This window comes from Rhizobium leucaenae USDA 9039, assembly GCF_000426285.1.
Classification (GTDB): Bacteria; Pseudomonadota; Alphaproteobacteria; order Rhizobiales; family Rhizobiaceae; genus Rhizobium; species Rhizobium leucaenae.
Genome location: NZ_AUFB01000039.1, coordinates 1 through 15949, shown reverse-complemented (window position 1 = coordinate 15949; position 15949 = coordinate 1). Strand labels below are relative to the sequence as shown.

Genomic DNA, 15949 nt, shown 5'->3' with positions numbered 1-15949 from the left:
TTGCTGTTAGTCTTTGCGTTCGGGAGGCGGGTTTGGCCCGCTATGCCCGCCGCGGCTCTGATCGAGCTTGGCGTTGGCCAGCCCCAGGATCGAGCCCGCATAAGCGCCGGGTGAGCCGATTGCCTTCTCCTTCGCCGCGGACCCGGCAGCTTTGCCCGCCGATCCGATGCCGGCGCCAATCCCTCGGAGCGCAGCGCCCGCGACCGAAGAGCCGGCGGCGCGGGCCGCTTGCCCGGCCGCAAAGCCGGCACTGGCAGCGCCGCCCGCGAGGAAGCCTGCCCCTGCTCCGAACGACGCTGCTTGTGCGCCGTGGCGGATCGCTTCCATGCCTCCGGAAACCGAGGCTCCCTGGACGACACCCTGGATGATGCTCGGCACATACATGGCGATGATGAACACCACGACCGAGATGCCGGCGATCGCCAGGGTCGTCACGAATTGATCCGAAGACGCCGTTGGCGCGTTCGCGAGGCCTAGCAACACTTGAGATCCAATCTTGGCGATCATCACCAATGCCATTAGCTTCATGCCGACTCCGAAAGCGTAGACGAGATAGCGGACGGCAAAGTCTTTGGTGAAGGATGAGCCGCCCAGCCCGAGCATGATCATGCCGGCGAGCAGGCCGACATACATCTCGACCATGACCGACACGAAAATCGCGGCGACAAGCGAAAAGCAGATGACGACGACGCCCATCGCCAGCACCGCGGCGATCGCCAGCGCGTTGTCCTCGAACACACCGAATTGCGCTTGCTGTGACATCTGTGATGCCACCCGAATGCCGGCGTCGAAGATTTCGGCGGGGGATGCCGAACCACCGCCGGCGCCGATCTGGAAAAGACTATCGACGACCGCGCGGGCGAAGGTCGGACCTTGCGTCAGGACGAAAGCGAAAAATCCGATGAACATGATCCGCCGGACAAGTTCGGCAAACCAACTGTCGAGAGAGGCGGCCTGAATTCCGAGCCAAACGGCCGCGATACCGACCTCGATGGTGGCCAGGATCCAGAACAGCGATTTCGCCGCGTCCATGATGGTGGTTTCCCACCCTTTAGCGGCCGCCGAAACCTGGTTCTCCAGTTCAGTGAGAACCTGTCCCTCCTGCGCGAAAGCGGGTGCAACGAAGACGACGGCCACGAGTCCCGCGATAAGGAAAGTACGTGCAGTGAACTTCACCATCTCGGACGCATCTCCTGGCCCTCTTTGACCGGCGGCAGTTCCTTACTCGAGCCGAAGAATTTTTCCCGTGCCGCCCGCTGTTCCTCGGTGAGCGAAGGCTTGCCCCCATCGTTGAGGATGATCAGCACCGTCGCGGCAGACGAGACAGCAGCAACAGATATGACCAAGGCGATGACGACAGCGCGGCTCACCAGCGGGGCTCCATCTTCTGACCTTCCGGAATGGTTTTGACCTCGGCATTGAAGAATTTCTCCCGGCGCGCTTGTGCCAGGTCCTTGTCGGTCTGCTCGGTCTGGAGCCAGGTCCCCATCATCGTCATCTGCTGTGAGACGAGACCGCGAAGCTTCTGCATCTGGGCGACTTGTTGCGCGGCGATCTCGTGGCCGACCTGCAGGGCCTTCATTTGCCCGTCGGCCGTCTCGGACATCGACCGCAGTGAGGACATGGTGCTTTCCTCGCTGTCGAACTGATCGGCCGTGAGGCTCGCCGCCTTCAGCGTGCTGGCGATCGTGTCGCGGTTGGTGTCCGACCAGGTTTGATAGGTCGAGGAGAATGTTTCTTTGTTTGGCAGATTGGTCTGCAGCGTCGAATAGCTCTGGAATCGCTGTTGCAATACGTCGTCGGCGTTGCCCATGGAGAATGCGATGCTCTGGCCCCGATCGACGATGCTGCGGAGCTGATTGAGGTCGCTCTCGACCTGCCCCCACATATGCGACGGGAGGGTGGCCGTGTTCTGCAGCAGGTTCTGATAGATGTTCAGCTGCGTCTCGATCTGCTGCGCCAGCTGGTTGATCTGCGTGAGCTGGTTCTGAATCTGCTCGCCGGATTTACCGACGAGGGCGACCAACTCGCCATTGTTGAGCACCTGCGTCCACTCGGTCGCCGCACCTGTTGCGGTACCGGCCCTTGCCGGTGAGGTACTTCCAATCGCCAAGGCGATGGCCGCAAGACCTGCGACGAATTTATTCGACGTTGAGCAGCGATGCGGCATCGTGAACTCCTCTCATCTGAAGCCAGTGGATCGGCCAGTCGCGGCCGTGTTCAAAATGAAGCGTGCGGATGCGCTTCAAGTCTTCCTTGCCGGATGCCCCGACGAAGCTGAGAGCCACGGGACCGAGTGCCATGTCGAACAGCCGCCGGCCTTCGGGGCTGACGACGTAGTATTCGCGCTTGGGAATGGCGTTCGAAACGATCTCGACCTGGCGCTCGTTGAACCCGATCCGTTCATAGAATTCGCGCGTGCCGGGCTCCCGAGCAGCGCCGTTCGGAAGGCAGATCTTTGTCGGGCAGGATTCCTTCAGCACGTCGATGATCCCGGAACGTTCGGCATCCGAGATCGATTGCGTGGCGAGGACCACGGCACAATTGGCCTTGCGGAGCACCTTCAGCCACTCGCGGATCTTGGCTCGGAAGACCGGGTGGCCGAGCATCAACCAGGCTTCATCGAGCACGATTAGGCTTGGCGAGCCGTCGAGGCGCTTCTCGATCCGTCGGAACAGATAGGTGAGTACGGGAACCAGATTGCGCTCGCCCATGTTCATCAATTGCTCGATCTCGAAAGTCTGGAAGGCGCCGAGCGTGAGCCCATCCTCCTCGGCATCGAGAAGCTGGCCCATGGGACCATCGACCGTATAATGGTGCAACGCGTCTTTGATCTCCCGCATCTGCACGCCACTCACGAAATCCGACAGCGAGCGCCCGGGCGCATTGGCCATGAGACCAACCTGCCGCGAGATGGCGTTGCGATGGTCGGGCGCGATCGTGACGCCCTGCAGCGCGACCAACATCTCGATCCATTCCGTGGCCCAGGCCCGATCCGAGTCCGTGGCAAGATCCGAGAGGGGGCAGAAGGCCAAGGCCTTCTCCTCCTCCGCATGATCACCGCCGATTTCGTAGTGGTCGCCGCCGGCAGCCAGCGTCAGTGGCAGCAGCGAATTTCCCTTGTCGAAGGCGAAGATCTGAGAGTGCTCGTAACGCCGGAACTGCGCTGTGATCAGCGCCAGAAGCGTCGACTTGCCCGAGCCGGTCGGCCCGAAGATCAAAGTGTGGCCAACGTCATCGACATGCAGATTGAGTCGGAACGGCGTTGATCCGCTGGCCACCTGCAGCAGTGGCGGTGAGTTCGGCGGGTAGAAGGGGCACGGCGCCACCGGATTGCCGGACCACACCGAGTTCAGTGGGATTAGGTCCGCGAGATTGCTGGTATTGATCAACGGCTCGCGGATGTTGGCGTACCAGTTGCCCGGCAGGCTACCGAGATAGGCATCTGTTGCGTTGAGCGTTTCGACCCGTGCGCCGAATCCCTCCGCCTGGATCAGTCTGCGGATCGCCTCGGCCTTTTCCTGAAGCGCCTCGCGATCACCGTCGAATAGGACAATGACCGGGGTATAGTAGCCGTAGGCAACCAGCTGTGAAGACGCCTGCGCGATGGCATCCTCAGTTTCGGCGACCATTGTCATGGCATCCTGATCGACTGAGCGGCTTTGCGTCTGGAATATCTGGTCGAAGAACGGGCGAACCTTCTGCTGCCACTTCTTGCGGGTTCGCTCCAGTTTCTGACGCGCCTCTTCCGCGTCGAGGAAGATGAAGCGCGACGACCACCGATAGGTGAGCGGCATCAGGTCGAGGCTGTTGAGGATCCCGGGCCAGCTCTCTGCCGGCAGTCCGTCAATTGCCACCACCGCGAGGAAACGGTTCTCGACCTTCGGGGTCAGCCCGTGCTCGAGTTCGGCCGTGGCGACCCAGTCGAGATACATGGGGGCATCGGGGAGCCGTATCGGGTGGTTCTCGCCGGTGATGCAGAAGCGGACGAACTGCAGCAATTCGTCATAGCGCGCGATACGCTCCCCTCCCCTCTCGCGAACTTCCCGCGTTTCCATCCGTCGGATCGAAACGGTGCTGGCGAAATACTGCTCGATCTCGCGGACCGCGTTCTTGAAGATGAAGAGCACCGTGTCCGCATAGGTCTTCTTGCGGCTCTCCTCGTCGGAATAGATGTATTTGCTCAAAGCGGTCTTTTTGGATTCGAGCGGCCGATGGGTCAGGATCAGCGCATGCTTGCTCTCGAAATGTCCCCGCTCCCGTTCGAAATGCGCCCGGCGCTCCGCGTCGATCGCCCGTGTGACCGCGTCGGGGAAATGGCAGCGATCTTCCGAGGGGTAATCGAATGTCGGAATCCGTACGGCTTCGACCTGGATCATCCAACCGCTTCCGAGCCGCGACAGGATTGAATTGATCTGGCGCGACAGTTCGTTGCGCTCGAGGTCGGTGGCACTTTCGGAATCCGGCCCGGCAAAATACCAGCCGGCCATCAGGCTGCCGTCCTTCAGCAGGAGCACGCCGTTGTCGACCAGGCCGGCATAAGGAACGAGGTCGGCGAAGGATGGGCCGGTGGCCCGGAAGCGTTTGAGAGCGACCATACCTTCCCCTCAATAGTGCCGCCACGGAGACGTGGTCGATTTGTAGTAGTGCTTGTAGGAGATGTGCCTGATATAGACCTGCCGCATCAGCGGATCGGACTTGGCCATCATTCTGAGCAGCCCGACGATGACGATCCAGACGACGATCCCGAACAGCGCCGAATAGAGCGTCAGCACCACGAAGATCAGAATGACGGCGGCAAGACCCGTGAGCAGCACAAGCTCCCGGTCGGCGCCCATCAGAAGATTCGGCCGTGACAGCGCGCGATGGATGCGGTTGCGCTGTAGGCCGGACAAGGACTCAGCCATGAGCCCCCTCCCCTTCTCCAATTTGATCGGTGGAAGTGGCTCGCTCGTCGTAGACTCCGATCGAGGCGCCTGTGGCACCGAACAGGCCGACGATGTTGGTGGCGCCGAGCAGAATGCCGGCAACAAGCACGACATAGACGAGCCGCCGCGCGAAATCGTTCAGCTCACCGCCAAAGATCAACATCCCGCCGGCAATCGCGACCGCGGCCAGTGCAATAGCACCGGCAACCGGACCGGTGATCGATTCCTGGATTTGTTGCAGTGGTCCTTCCCAGGGAAGACTGCCGCCGGAGCTGGCCAAGGCCGGCGTTGCCATCATGACTGCGCCGACGGCTAGGAGACCGACATAGTGAAGGGATCGGTTAAGCTGCATCACGTGCGTCCTCTGCATAGGCTTCGACTTGGTATTGGCCGCCGGCAAAGCGGCTGACGTGGAGAATTTCCGTGACGCGCCGCCCCCTGGGCGTCCTTTCGATGAAAATGATGAGATCCACTGCATCACCGATCACGGCCTGCATCGGCTGCTGGCTTGCCTCGGCGGTGAGCTGCTCGAGGCGCTGCAAGGCGGAGCGCGCCGTGTTTGAATGGACGGTGGCGATCCCGCCGGGATGGCCGGTGTTCCACGCTTTCAGGAGCGTGAGTGCCGCGCCGTCGCGAACCTCGCCGACGATGATACGGTCTGGTCGAAGCCGCATCGTGCTTTTGAGCAGGCGAGACATGTCGACGGTGTCGCTCGTGTGCAGGCAGACGGCGTTGTCAGCGGCACACTGGATTTCTGCCGTATCCTCAAGAATGACCAACCTGTCGTCGGGAGTCTGAAGAACAATCTCCCCCAGGATCGCATTTGTCAGCGTCGTCTTGCCCGAGCCGGTCCCGCCGGCAACAACGATGTTCAGCTTCGAGGCGACCGCGCTCCGAATGACTTTTGCCTGCTCGGCCGTCATCGTCTTGCTCGCAACATAGTCGTCGAGCGGGATAAGCCGCGACGCGCGCCGGCGAATTGTAAAGGACGGACCAGCGACCACAGGCGGCAACAGACCTTCGAACCGATGGCCGCCGATCGGAAGCTCCCCCGAAACGATGGGACTTTCATCGTCGACCTCGGAGTTGAGAACATGAGCAACGCTGCCGATCACGGTCTCGGCCGCCGCTCGCTGCATCTCCCCTGCGGCAGCCATGCCGTGTCCCAGCCGTTCGATGAAGAGCTTTCCGTCCGGATTGAGCATGATCTCCACCACGCTTGGATCCTCAAGCGCCACGCAGAGATGATCGCCAAGGGCATTTTGGAGCTTGCTCACCAAACGCGGAAGAGAGCGATGTTGTGAGGTCATCATTTCTCACGCAGCCTTCTGGTGGGTCATGAACGAAGAGTGATAGTGTTGCGGCCGGAGACGATCAAAGCTGGCTTGGTCGGCGGTCAGGACGCCAGCGACACTGTGTGTTTCATTGATCATCGTCGGGGAGCCGAGGCGGCGCATGGGCCAGCCGGCGCGCTTCAGGATACGCTCGAATCGGAGATCGGTCGCTGTGGCGATTTCTGTATAGCCGTTCAGCATGCACCATTCGACGATGCCGGCGAACATCGCCAAGGTCGTATTGTGGAGTGAGCTTTCCCCCCTCCCCTCGGCAAATGCTGTATCGACGCAAAATCGCGAGCTCTCGATCATCTGGCTGTGTGCGACAAGCCGGCCAGTTTCGAGCAACTGCGGGAAAACGGTCTGCAGCATGGTCGTGCCTACGGCTGGGAGCAACCGAGCACATCCGACCACGCGATCATCTGTGGCGATTGCCAGTATGTAGGTCGGGGAGAGGGCGTCGAACTCATCGAATTCCCTGCCCTCGAAGCAGTGGACTTTCCAGGAAAGTCGTCCTCCAAACACCGTTGCACGAAGCCGGTGCATCTGGTCCAGCAGGTTCAAATCTTCGAGTGACTTTGCATTGCGAATTGCCTTTACGCGCATTGACGAGCCTCTTGCCTGAATCAACGCAGGAGGTGTGCACGTGGGAGAGCAGGCGATCTACTAGCAGAAGTGTTAGCAGTGATTCTGTGGGCAACAGGCGTGCTGAGCTCGGACGGCCTGTTCGAAACGCGTCGAAGTTACTATCAAAAGTGTTAGTAAGCTCGCTGGCGAATTTGATCTCGACATCGCCTATCTAAAGGAAATTAAAGGCGAATTGTCCTGGTGCAAAATGTCGGGGCTGTCGCTGGCTTGCGGCGTTAAGGTCTTGTTAACCCTATTTCCCTTGCGGCATCGTTAGAATCGTGCGTTATCTTGAGACGGCAATAACGCGTCTGACGCTAATAAACCGTCTGAAAACCCGAGGCCAAAGTGAACGTGATTGACAGGCACATCAATCGACCATCAACTTCCGCACACATCACCCAGCGCGCGGAAGCGCTCTCAGCGAGACTCAGGGCGGTCGGCGAGCGCGCCTTTCCTCCTACCGCACAGAAGTCGCTTCGATCTTTCACTTCTGGCGAGGTCGCCGAAATCGTCGGCGTCTCTGACGGCTACCTTCGTCAGCTCTCGCTAGATGGCCTTGGTCCGTCGCCCGATTTGGGGAGCGCAGGACGCCGCTCTTACACTTTGGAGCAGATCAACCAGCTCCGCGAGTACCTTGCCGGAGCTCGACCGAAAGAAGCCGGCAGATTTTGGCCGCGCCGGCGAAGCGGCGACAAACTGCAGGTCATCACGGTCGCAAATTTCAAGGGCGGCTCTGCGAAGACGACAACGGCAGTTTATCTAGCGCAAGGACTAGCTTTGCAGGGTTACCGTGTCCTCGCGATCGATCTTGATCCTCAGGCTTCACTCTCCGCAATGTTCGGCTATCAGCCGGAGTTCGACGTCGCCGAAAACACGACGCTTTATGGTGCGATCCGCTACGACGACCAGCGGGTGGCGATGAAGGACGTCATCCGGCCCACCTATTTTACGGGAATAAGCATTGTCCCGGGCAATCTGGAACTCATGGAATTTGAACACCAGACTCCGAGATTCATGCTGCAAAATCGAGGACGCCCGGAGGATCTATTTTTCAGACGTGTCGCAGGCGCGATCAATCAGGTCGAACAGGACTTTGACGTCGTTGTTGTAGATTGCCCTCCGCAACTCGGCTTCCTGACGATGGGCGCCCTCAATGCCGCGACCGGCATGATCGTAACTGTCCATCCGCAGATGGTCGACGTCGCATCGATGAGCCAGTTCCTCTTGATGACGTCCGATCTCGTATCGGTCATCGAAGAAGCCGGCGGACGGCTCGATTACGACTTTCTGCGGTTTCTCATCACAAGGCACGATCCGCGGGATGTCCCCGAGCAGGAAATTGTGGCTCTGCTTCGCGATGTCTTCGGAACCGACGTCATGGCGGCCTCGGCATGGAAGTCGACTGCGATCGCCAATGCGGGTCTCACCAAGCAATCGCTCTACGAGCTTTCGCGCGGTGCGGTGGGACGGTCGACCTATGACCGGGCGATGGAATCCATCAACGCCGTGAACCTAGAAGTGATTGAACAGATAAACAAGGTTTGGGGGCGATGATGGCGGCGCACCCTCAAATAAATCAAAGCCTTAATGCGTTGTCAGCTGACTACAAGCTCTTACTGGAACGGTTGTTTGGATAGGTCGTATCGATGAGCAAACGCACACAGTCCATTCGTTCGATGTTTGCTGGGGGGAATGATCAGGTCGCCTCTGATGAGGCGCGGCAGCCTGTGCAGCGCGTTGCCTCGGGTGCGGTTCGATCTTTGAAAGACACGTTCTCAGAGGTGGAGCGAGACTACGAAGAGCTCAAGCAGCAAGTCGCCAACGGAGCTGTCCCAGTCGATCTTGACCCGGAACTGGTAGACCCATCGCCCTTCGCCGACCGGTTCGCTGACCAGGATATCGCTGCCGTCGAGGCTCTTAAGGCGTCGATTAAGGATCATGGGCAAGAAATTCCGATTCTTGTTCGACCGCATCCTACTGAGATCGGACGGTATCAGGTTTCCTATGGCCACCGCCGCCTACGTGCGACCGCCGAACTCGGCATGAGGGTGAAAGCCTATGTCCGCGAGCTGGATGACGATCGTCTTGTCGTGGCGCAGGGCATCGAGAATTCCGCTCGAGAAGACCTGACGTTTATCGAACGGGCGGCGTTTGCCCTGAAATTGGAGGATGGCGGTTTTCAACGGTCGCTCATTCAAACGGCGCTGTCGGTCGACCGACACGAAGTTCAAAAGCTGGTAAGCGTTGCTCGGGCAGTTCCACGGTGGCTCATCGAATCCATCGGCCGTGCCCCGAAGATCGGCCGACCGCGGTGGCAGGAGCTCGCGGACGTCTTGAAGGCTGCGGACGCAGAAAAGAAGGCCCGTAAGGCGACCGAGGACAAATCGTTCCCGCATAAAGATTCTGATGAACGTTTCCTGGCGGTGCTGAGAGCCTCCAAGCGAGATGATGCGAAGGCGCCACCTGCATCCCCTCCTCGCTTGATCGCAAGGTCAGCTGACGGGCTTCAAATCGCCGCGCTCGCCGTCGGCGGTAAACACTGCAAAATTGAAATGAATCGAGATCGGGATGAGGCTTTTGCGAAGTTTGTTATGGAGCAGCTTCCCACGCTCTACGCGGACTTCAGTAAAGCAAAACCGCCATCTAAAGGATAAATGAGGATAGGAGCAGCAAAAGAAAAAGGCCCCCAAACGTCGCCGTCGTGGAAGCCTCTCTCAATGGTCTAAGCAGCCTGAGAATCGCATTTCCATGAATCGCAGTCAAGAGTCTTTGGCACCGTTTTGGTGAGCGGATTTCTTTTGCCTATTGAAAGGTGAAGGAAATGCAGAGTGGAGATGTGACGACGCCCTTTGGGCGGCGGCCAATGACGCTTGCCTTGGTGACGGCGCAATTCAAATCCGCGGGCATCAGGCGTGGCAAGTCAGCCGATAAGTGGAAGGTCTATCGCGACGCTTGCGATGCGCGATCCTTGCTGGGCTTGCGCGATCGAGCGCTTGCGGTGCTAAATGCGCTTCTGTCGTTCTACCCTGAGACCGAGCTGAAAGAGGAAGCGAATCTTATCGTGTTTCCATCCAATGCTCAGCTCGTCGCGAGGGCGAATGGTATCGCCGGCACGACGCTGCGTGAGAACCTGGCCCTCTTGGTCGAGGCTGGCCTCATCCAACGGAATGACAGCCCGAATGGCAAGCGCTACGCGCGCAAGGGCTCCGATGGCTCCATCGAGACAGCTTATGGCTTCAGTCTTGCGCCGCTTCTGGCCCGCTCAGAAGAACTTGCAGTTATGGCCCAGCAGGTCGCAGAGGGCAATCGCAAGCTTAAAATCATCAAAGAGCGCATCACAATTGCCCGACGTGATGTCCGAAAATTGATCTCTGCGGCCATGGAAGATCACGTTCCCGGGGATTGGGCCAAGGTCGAGGAGCTTTATGTCGAAGCCATGGCACGGCTGCGGCGGGCAAAAGCGGCGGATGAATTGACCGGAATTCTCGATGAAGTCGAGATGCTGAAGGAAGAAGTAGTCAATCTATTGGAACGGCACGTCAATCTTGAAGAATCCGACACCAATGGTGACGGATTCCGTCAGCACATACAGTATTCAAATACCGAATCCAGCCATGAATTTGAACCTAGCTCTGAAAACGAGCAGGGCGCGAAGCCGAGTAAAAACGTTGAGCGGAGAGCCGAATCGATAAAGTCATTCCCACTTGGTATGGTCCTTCGGGCATGCCCGGAGATTTCCATGTATGGTCCGGGCGGAGCAATCGGCAGCTGGCGGGACCTTATGCTGGCAGCCGTTGTGGTGCGATCGATGCTGGGCGTGAGCCCCTCGGCCTACCAGGAAGCCTGCGAGGCAATGGGGCCTGAAAACGCGGCCGCGGCAATGGCGGCGATATTGGAACGGGCCGGGCATATTACATCGGCCGGCGGGTATCTTCGCGATCTGACGTCGAGGGCGAGGCGAGGCGAGTTTTCGCTCGGACCTATGTTGATGGCACTTCTTCGAGGCAGAGGCAGCGAGATTGCAGAGGCCGTGAGTTAACGCACGGTTTGAGAGCCGCGCGAAGAGGTTGAATGCCCAGGCGAATCGTGCCCGGAACGGTTAACGTTGTCAGCTGACCACGCGCTAAGCTGTTGTTTTGGCTTAACGCCATTGAAGAAGGTGGAGGCGGGAATGACTGAAGAACAGTGGAATGCGCTATCCGGATTAGTTGCAGACCTGATGAAGGTTCATACACGACCGTTTGTGACGCCGATCGTCCACGAAGAGCTTGATAAGCCGCCCAGGATCGGCACTGGGACTTACCTTGATTTCGGTGAAGGCCGCAAGAGAGCAGTCGGAGTTCTTACCTGTGAGCACGTCACGCGCGATCAGCCCCTGGCCCATAAACCTTTGGGCACGCAAAGCTTGTTACCGCTGACCGGAGTTGGCAAAGCCGCTCCCGATCCGATTGACGCATCTGTTTTTTTCGTCGACCAGGCAGGCTGGCAGACTCAGGCACACGAAGCTGAACTACTTCCGCTCAGCCGGCTCGCCGAAGCTCACAAACCTGCACGCGACGAACTCCTCTTCTTCCGCGGTGTCGCTGGCGAGAACGTCTATATAGGTTTTGGCGGTTTCGATGGTATTCTTACCGGCTACTGCTCCCAGGAAAAGAGGGACACGGGCGACGACCGAATTTTCGAAGTGTTCTGGGAGCCCGACAAAACGAAAATCGCCTCGGGCACCGATCCCGTTGTTCGCGACCGAGTGAAGTTCGACAATGCCGAGGGGTTTAGTGGATCCCTTGTATGGAATACGAGATTCGTCGAACTGGGTTGTGACATCACCGCGTGGAGTCCCGACGATGCAGTCGTCACTGGCCTGCTTCGACGCTGGGACCCTAAGACAAGGACTCTCCTTGCACTTCGAGCTGAGCACTTAGTCGCGTGGCTATTGGGCTCGTGAAAGCTCGTCCTAGTATTTTCCCTCAGAGGGGGCGGGAGGGTCCAATACGATGTTCACGAAGCGGATCGTCTTTCCTTGCTCAATCGTATCGGGCGGCAATTCCGCCTTCGGGATGGGAAAGAGGCTGACTGCAACCAAGTGAACAACAGACTTGAGTTCAATCGCTCCGAGAGCACCTGAGACGTAGTTCAAAGCTTGTCCTTTTGCTTGCGCAAAGACGCGCTCGATAGCTCCTCGCTTGGGATCATCGATCTTCTTCCATTCAGTTAGAACTAACGCTCCGCCGGACGCACCTACCGCTCGCTCATCAATCGGCTCGTAGGTAACAAGATCGGTCCTGGCGCCATGAGTATCGACTTTGAAGGCCCAAAGTCCGTGCCACAGAAAATGCGCCCCACCTAATCGTTCGCAGGCCGTTTCTCGAAGATGGTATGCTGACTTCCATTTGGTCTTTAGGTGCAGGTCCACCACAAGGAGCCGTTGGAGGTGTTTGAGCGCGAGTTCGGTTTTACCTCCGATCCACACTTCAACGTCAGCAAGGAGGCGCGTAATATCTGCCTCGATGAGGCCGAGTGAAATCACTAAGTCTCTTACCAATCCTTTGATGTAAAGCTTGTCCACTTTCCCAATCTCCAATTGGCTTGGGATGAAATGTTCGGCAGGAATCCTTCGACTTTGCCGAAGTCGTGTGAGAAGTTCCGGAAAGCCCTTCACATCCCGTTCGTCACATTTTTCGACAAACTCAAATGACGAATTGTAAGCGGAAACCAGCCCGTTGATCAGCTGGAGTTCAACAGCACCCCCTTGTTCCTTGTCATTGTTGAAAGCCTGAATGTAAAGCCAAGCTCTCTGCTCCACCGCCCGCACCCAGCTACCGAGCGCTTCCCACTGTTCATGCAAGTCCATAATGTGATCACCATCTTTCGTCCGATGCCTTTAGCGCGTCGATGCCAAAAGACAGGTGAAAAGAATCTTTCAAATCTAACTGGATTATCCTCGGAATAGGGGCTCGTCAGAGTCGAAATAACTCCGCGGATGAGCGTCCGGTCATCACGATAGGAAATGCGCGCTCCAGGGGGAGTAACCCGTCGCGACGCCAGCCCGGCACTGATGCCACAGTCGGTATTCCATCTTGTTGCAAGTGTTAGTAACTTGCCTCAGTCAATGCAGCGGACGGTGGTGCAACTGATGGACGTTTTGGCGCAGATTAAGTTTATTATTAAATCTCCCATGTTTCTCTGGACCTTCGGTGTTCCTATTATTTTCTTCGTCCTTGTGGACGTCGTTGTGCTGATCGTCACACAGGAAACGTACCAAATCGTAGTCTACCTCGCCTGGGCTGTGTTGATGCTGGTCATCTTCCTCGCAGTTTTTGTATCGGCAGCTCCTCACTTCGTCACTGCTCGCGAGGTCGACTATTTGGAAGCGCACAAGGCAGTGATATATCCCGGCCTTGAGATACACTTCGATGAGCAGGACATATTTTCACCATACCTGACCCGCGTGATGATGTCGGTGGATGGTCACCGAAAAAAGGCAAGGCCGTCCTATATGATGAGTCTTGCTCCAAGGTCGGCGTAGTACATCCCGTTCAAACTTCCGGCGCTTCGCGTGACTTGAAACGGCGGCGGCGGCATTCCATGGCGAAAATGCCGCGAAAATGGCTGAACTGAAGGAGATGGGGCGGCCTCCTGCCGTATTAAGCAAGGCGTCGTTCTTCCGAGCGCCTCAAATCAGTCTTGAGGCCCGTCCACTGCGGCGTGCTACGCTGTTATAGTAACTTCCAGCCTGTTGCACTGAGCGATGACGAGACTGCTCCATCGCCTCGAGCAGGGGAATGCCACGATTGGCGGCTTCCGTCAGGTAGCCCGACCTCAGCCCATGCGCCGAAAACTCACGAACCTCCAATCCAGCCATTTCCACGTGTTTCTTGACGATGTCATTGACCGCCTTGGGATCGAGCGCCCGGCGCGAAACATGGCCCCAGCGATCGATCCCCCGAAACACACTGCCGCTTTCGATCTTGGCGGCCACAAGCCAGGCATTCAGCGCATCCACCGGCCGGCCGGTCAGATAGACGACCTCATCCTGGCTGGCGCCCGAGTTCTTGGTGCGGCCGAGATGGATGGACAGAGAGGGAAGGGGGATATCGTCCTCGCCGGTGACCGGCGGCTCGATCGCCAGTTGCTCCTTGCGCAGACCGGCCACTTCGCTGCGGCGGCGACCGCCGGAGGCGAAGGCGACCATCAGGATTGCCCGATCGCGGATATCGCGCAGGCTGTCGCCGCCACAGGTCGCCAACAGTTTCGCAAGGACGTCGCCGGTGACCGCCTTGGCGCTTTTGCGGCGGCGTGGCCGCGGCACGGCGCGAACGGCCAGGCGAATGGCGGATTTGAGGGCAGGGGAGGCGAAGGCGCCGTCGAGGCCGCGCCACTTGGTCAGCGTGGACCAGTTCGCCAGCCGACGGCGCACGGTGTCCGGCGCATGCGGTCCGACAACCCGCAGGAAGCCGCCGTCCCGCAGGACCTGCTCGACCTTGATCGGCATGCCGTGATCCGGATCGCTTTCCCGTTTCGCTGGGTCCCACAGATGATGGGCGACGAATTTCAACAGCAGCGCTTCTGGCGCCGGCCAGGGCAGGGGAGCGCCGGTCGCGGCGAGCGACCAGGCTTCCAGATAGGCCAGGTCTGATGTCAGCGCGCGCAACGTGTTGTCGCCCATGCCTTCGTTGACGAGGTGTTTGAGCGTCTCGACGTCCTGGTCGGTCAGGAGCTCGGCGAGCTTGTCGCGCCGATCGATCGGCAGCACCGCGGCGATCGTGTCCAGAGTTACCGCCCGTGCTGAAATCGATGCTGGAAAGTCAGTGCTCATGCTCGATTGGTCCCAAAAGGGTCACGCCTTCCGTGCGTGCGGCCTCGGCCAGTCGCCGGTCGAGCGTGGCAAGCGGCAGACGCTCGAGCAGGGCGAGGGCGAGATAGGCGGCATCATAGGCGCTGAGACGGTACTTGCGCGACAGGCGCACTACCTCGGTATCGTCGCCGGGGCCGACGAGCTTTAAGGGCAGGACACGAAACCGCGACAGTGCGGAATGGACAAGGTCGTCCGAAATCCGACCACGCCGCTCGGCACTCAAGAGAATGCTACGGATCTCATGGCGCAGCAGATCGGGCGCTACGGCGTCCTCGTCGGCCATGCGCGTCATTGCCTGTTCGGCCAGCGTATTATCCTCGTCCGGCAGCAGCCAGGCGCCGGCGATCGAGGCATCGACGACAAAGGCCATCAGCGCCGGCCTTCCTGCTTCCAGGCCTCAATCTCTTCCTGCGTGACCGGCTTGGCTTGGGCGCGTAATGCACGGACTGCCTCGATGGCGGCCAGACGCTGGCGACGTTCGTCGATGGCGACGAGCCGAGCGATGGGATCGTTGCCCCGGGCAATGATAAAATCCTCGCCGGCTTCGACTCTCGCAAGCAAGTCGGACAGATGGGTTTTGGCCTCGGCGACCTTGACGGTGACAGTCATGATCATTTCTCGCTGATCGAGTTTCCGTGTCTTTCGTGTGCCGGATATAGACGCAATGTTCACGTTGGTCAATAGGTGGACCATCTCACTTCCGATAAGCGATACTTATCGGAAGTGAGAACGCCAGGCGACGATCATCCGCAGTGAGGAACCATAACTTCCAGATAGAGTTCGTTTAGCAAATCATTTACCATGATTTCAATGCGTTACGATTTGTCGAAACTACCCATCACAAGCCTTCTGCGGGTAAGTGGGGCAGATTCGGTGGCGGTGCTGGTTCGTTGGGCAACGGTGGTGCTGCAACCGGACTGAAGTGACCCCGTGTTCACGCCCTAGCGAGAATGATTGCCGGCAGGGGCGGAACCGGTTGGCCGACGTTGCCGATGCCAAGCCGGTCACCGAGATAGTGGTAAAAGGATAGCCCGAGCTTTTGGCAGGTCTTCATCAGACCGAGCATGGTATCGCGTGCAACACGACCATCGCGGCTCATCGTGCCGCCGGAGATCTTCCGCTTCGTCACAAAGCTCCGCAAAGCATTTTCGGATGCATTGGTGTGTAGCGGAATCTCGGGATGATCGAGAACTTTCAGCAAC

General features: G+C 58.7%; 17 protein-coding genes and 1 pseudogene. 5 read left to right on the top strand and 13 right to left on the bottom strand.

Going from position 1 to position 15949, the window contains the following annotated elements; genetic code table 11:
- Positions 1-6: 6 nt before the first annotated feature.
- Genes trbL through traI form a run of 8 tightly spaced genes read right to left on the bottom strand, consistent with a single transcriptional unit; the run spans position 7 to position 6868 of the window.
- Complete coding sequence (gene trbL, locus K290_RS0129930) at positions 7-1179, bottom strand: P-type conjugative transfer protein TrbL (protein ID WP_028755120.1); 1173 nt, start codon at positions 1177-1179, stop codon at positions 7-9.
- Positions 1173-1370 (bottom strand): entry exclusion protein TrbK, encoded by a 198-nt coding sequence (trbK, locus tag K290_RS0129925; protein ID WP_028755119.1) that lies wholly within the window; start codon positions 1368-1370, stop codon positions 1173-1175. Before trbK ends, trbL begins: the two co-directional genes overlap by 7 nt.
- Positions 1367-2170: a P-type conjugative transfer protein TrbJ gene (gene trbJ, locus K290_RS0129920; RefSeq protein WP_028755118.1), complete on the bottom strand. Its 804-nt coding sequence runs from the start codon at positions 2168-2170 to the stop codon at positions 1367-1369. The genes trbK and trbJ overlap by 4 nt, the downstream gene beginning before the upstream one ends.
- Positions 2142-4598 carry a conjugal transfer protein TrbE gene (locus K290_RS0129915; protein ID WP_028755117.1) on the bottom strand — a complete coding sequence of 819 codons (2457 nt, stop codon included), beginning with the start codon at positions 4596-4598 and terminating at the stop codon, positions 2142-2144. The genes trbJ and K290_RS0129915 overlap by 29 nt, the downstream gene beginning before the upstream one ends.
- 9 nt (positions 4599-4607) lie before the next feature.
- Positions 4608-4907 carry a conjugal transfer protein TrbD gene (locus tag K290_RS0129910; RefSeq protein ID WP_028755116.1) on the bottom strand — a complete coding sequence of 100 codons (300 nt, stop codon included), beginning with the start codon at positions 4905-4907 and terminating at the stop codon, positions 4608-4610.
- Positions 4900-5226, bottom strand: coding sequence for a TrbC/VirB2 family protein (locus K290_RS0129905; RefSeq protein WP_245276708.1), 327 nt, complete (start codon positions 5224-5226; stop codon positions 4900-4902). The genes K290_RS0129910 and K290_RS0129905 overlap by 8 nt, the downstream gene beginning before the upstream one ends.
- A gap of 43 nt (positions 5227-5269) precedes the next feature.
- A complete protein-coding gene (gene trbB / locus K290_RS0129900; RefSeq protein ID WP_028755114.1) occupies positions 5270-6241 on the bottom strand; it encodes a P-type conjugative transfer ATPase TrbB in 972 nt (323 codons plus the stop codon).
- 3 nt (positions 6242-6244) lie between these two features.
- Positions 6245-6868, bottom strand: coding sequence for an acyl-homoserine-lactone synthase (traI, locus tag K290_RS0129895; protein ID WP_028755113.1), 624 nt, complete (start codon positions 6866-6868; stop codon positions 6245-6247).
- Between the two features lie 369 nt (positions 6869-7237).
- Between traI and repA the strand changes: the two genes are divergently transcribed.
- From repA to K290_RS0129875, 4 genes are all read left to right on the top strand, one after another.
- Positions 7238-8446 carry a plasmid partitioning protein RepA gene (repA, locus tag K290_RS0129890; RefSeq protein ID WP_051264262.1) on the top strand — a complete coding sequence of 403 codons (1209 nt, stop codon included), beginning with the start codon at positions 7238-7240 and terminating at the stop codon, positions 8444-8446.
- A gap of 92 nt (positions 8447-8538) precedes the next feature.
- The gene (repB, locus tag K290_RS0129885; protein WP_028755111.1) at positions 8539-9546 is read left to right on the top strand and encodes a plasmid partitioning protein RepB; all 1008 of its coding nucleotides are present in this window, start codon (positions 8539-8541) and stop codon (positions 9544-9546) included.
- A 167-nt stretch (positions 9547-9713) separates the two neighbouring features.
- Positions 9714-10931, top strand: a complete 1218-nt coding sequence (gene repC / locus K290_RS0129880) for a plasmid replication protein RepC (protein ID WP_028755110.1) — start codon at positions 9714-9716, stop codon at positions 10929-10931.
- A 132-nt stretch (positions 10932-11063) separates the two neighbouring features.
- Positions 11064-11837 (top strand): hypothetical protein, encoded by a 774-nt coding sequence (locus K290_RS0129875; protein WP_028755109.1) that lies wholly within the window; start codon positions 11064-11066, stop codon positions 11835-11837.
- 9 nt (positions 11838-11846) lie between these two features.
- Here the strand turns inward: K290_RS0129875 and K290_RS0129870 are convergent, their stop codons facing one another.
- Positions 11847-12743 (bottom strand): hypothetical protein, encoded by an 897-nt coding sequence (locus tag K290_RS0129870; RefSeq protein WP_028755108.1) that lies wholly within the window; start codon positions 12741-12743, stop codon positions 11847-11849.
- A 156-nt stretch (positions 12744-12899) separates the two neighbouring features.
- On the opposite strand from K290_RS0129870, the gene K290_RS0129865 reads away from it, so the two are divergent.
- Positions 12900-13418 (top strand): hypothetical protein, encoded by a 519-nt coding sequence (locus K290_RS0129865; RefSeq protein WP_154668697.1) that lies wholly within the window; start codon positions 12900-12902, stop codon positions 13416-13418.
- 147 nt (positions 13419-13565) lie between these two features.
- On the opposite strand, the gene K290_RS0129860 is transcribed toward K290_RS0129865, so the two are convergent.
- The 4 genes and pseudogenes from K290_RS0129860 to K290_RS0129845 all read right to left on the bottom strand — a co-directional run.
- Positions 13566-14708 (bottom strand): site-specific integrase, encoded by a 1143-nt coding sequence (locus K290_RS0129860; RefSeq protein WP_028755106.1) that lies wholly within the window; start codon positions 14706-14708, stop codon positions 13566-13568.
- Positions 14698-15117, bottom strand: coding sequence for a type II toxin-antitoxin system VapC family toxin (locus tag K290_RS0129855; RefSeq protein WP_028755105.1), 420 nt, complete (start codon positions 15115-15117; stop codon positions 14698-14700). The genes K290_RS0129860 and K290_RS0129855 overlap by 11 nt, the downstream gene beginning before the upstream one ends.
- Entirely contained in the window at positions 15117-15356 is a 240-nt protein-coding gene (locus K290_RS0129850) for a type II toxin-antitoxin system Phd/YefM family antitoxin (RefSeq protein WP_028755104.1), read from the bottom strand. The genes K290_RS0129855 and K290_RS0129850 overlap by 1 nt, the downstream gene beginning before the upstream one ends.
- 325 nt (positions 15357-15681) lie before the next feature.
- Positions 15682-15949: pseudogene (locus tag K290_RS0129845) on the bottom strand (IS66 family transposase); the annotation flags it as partial.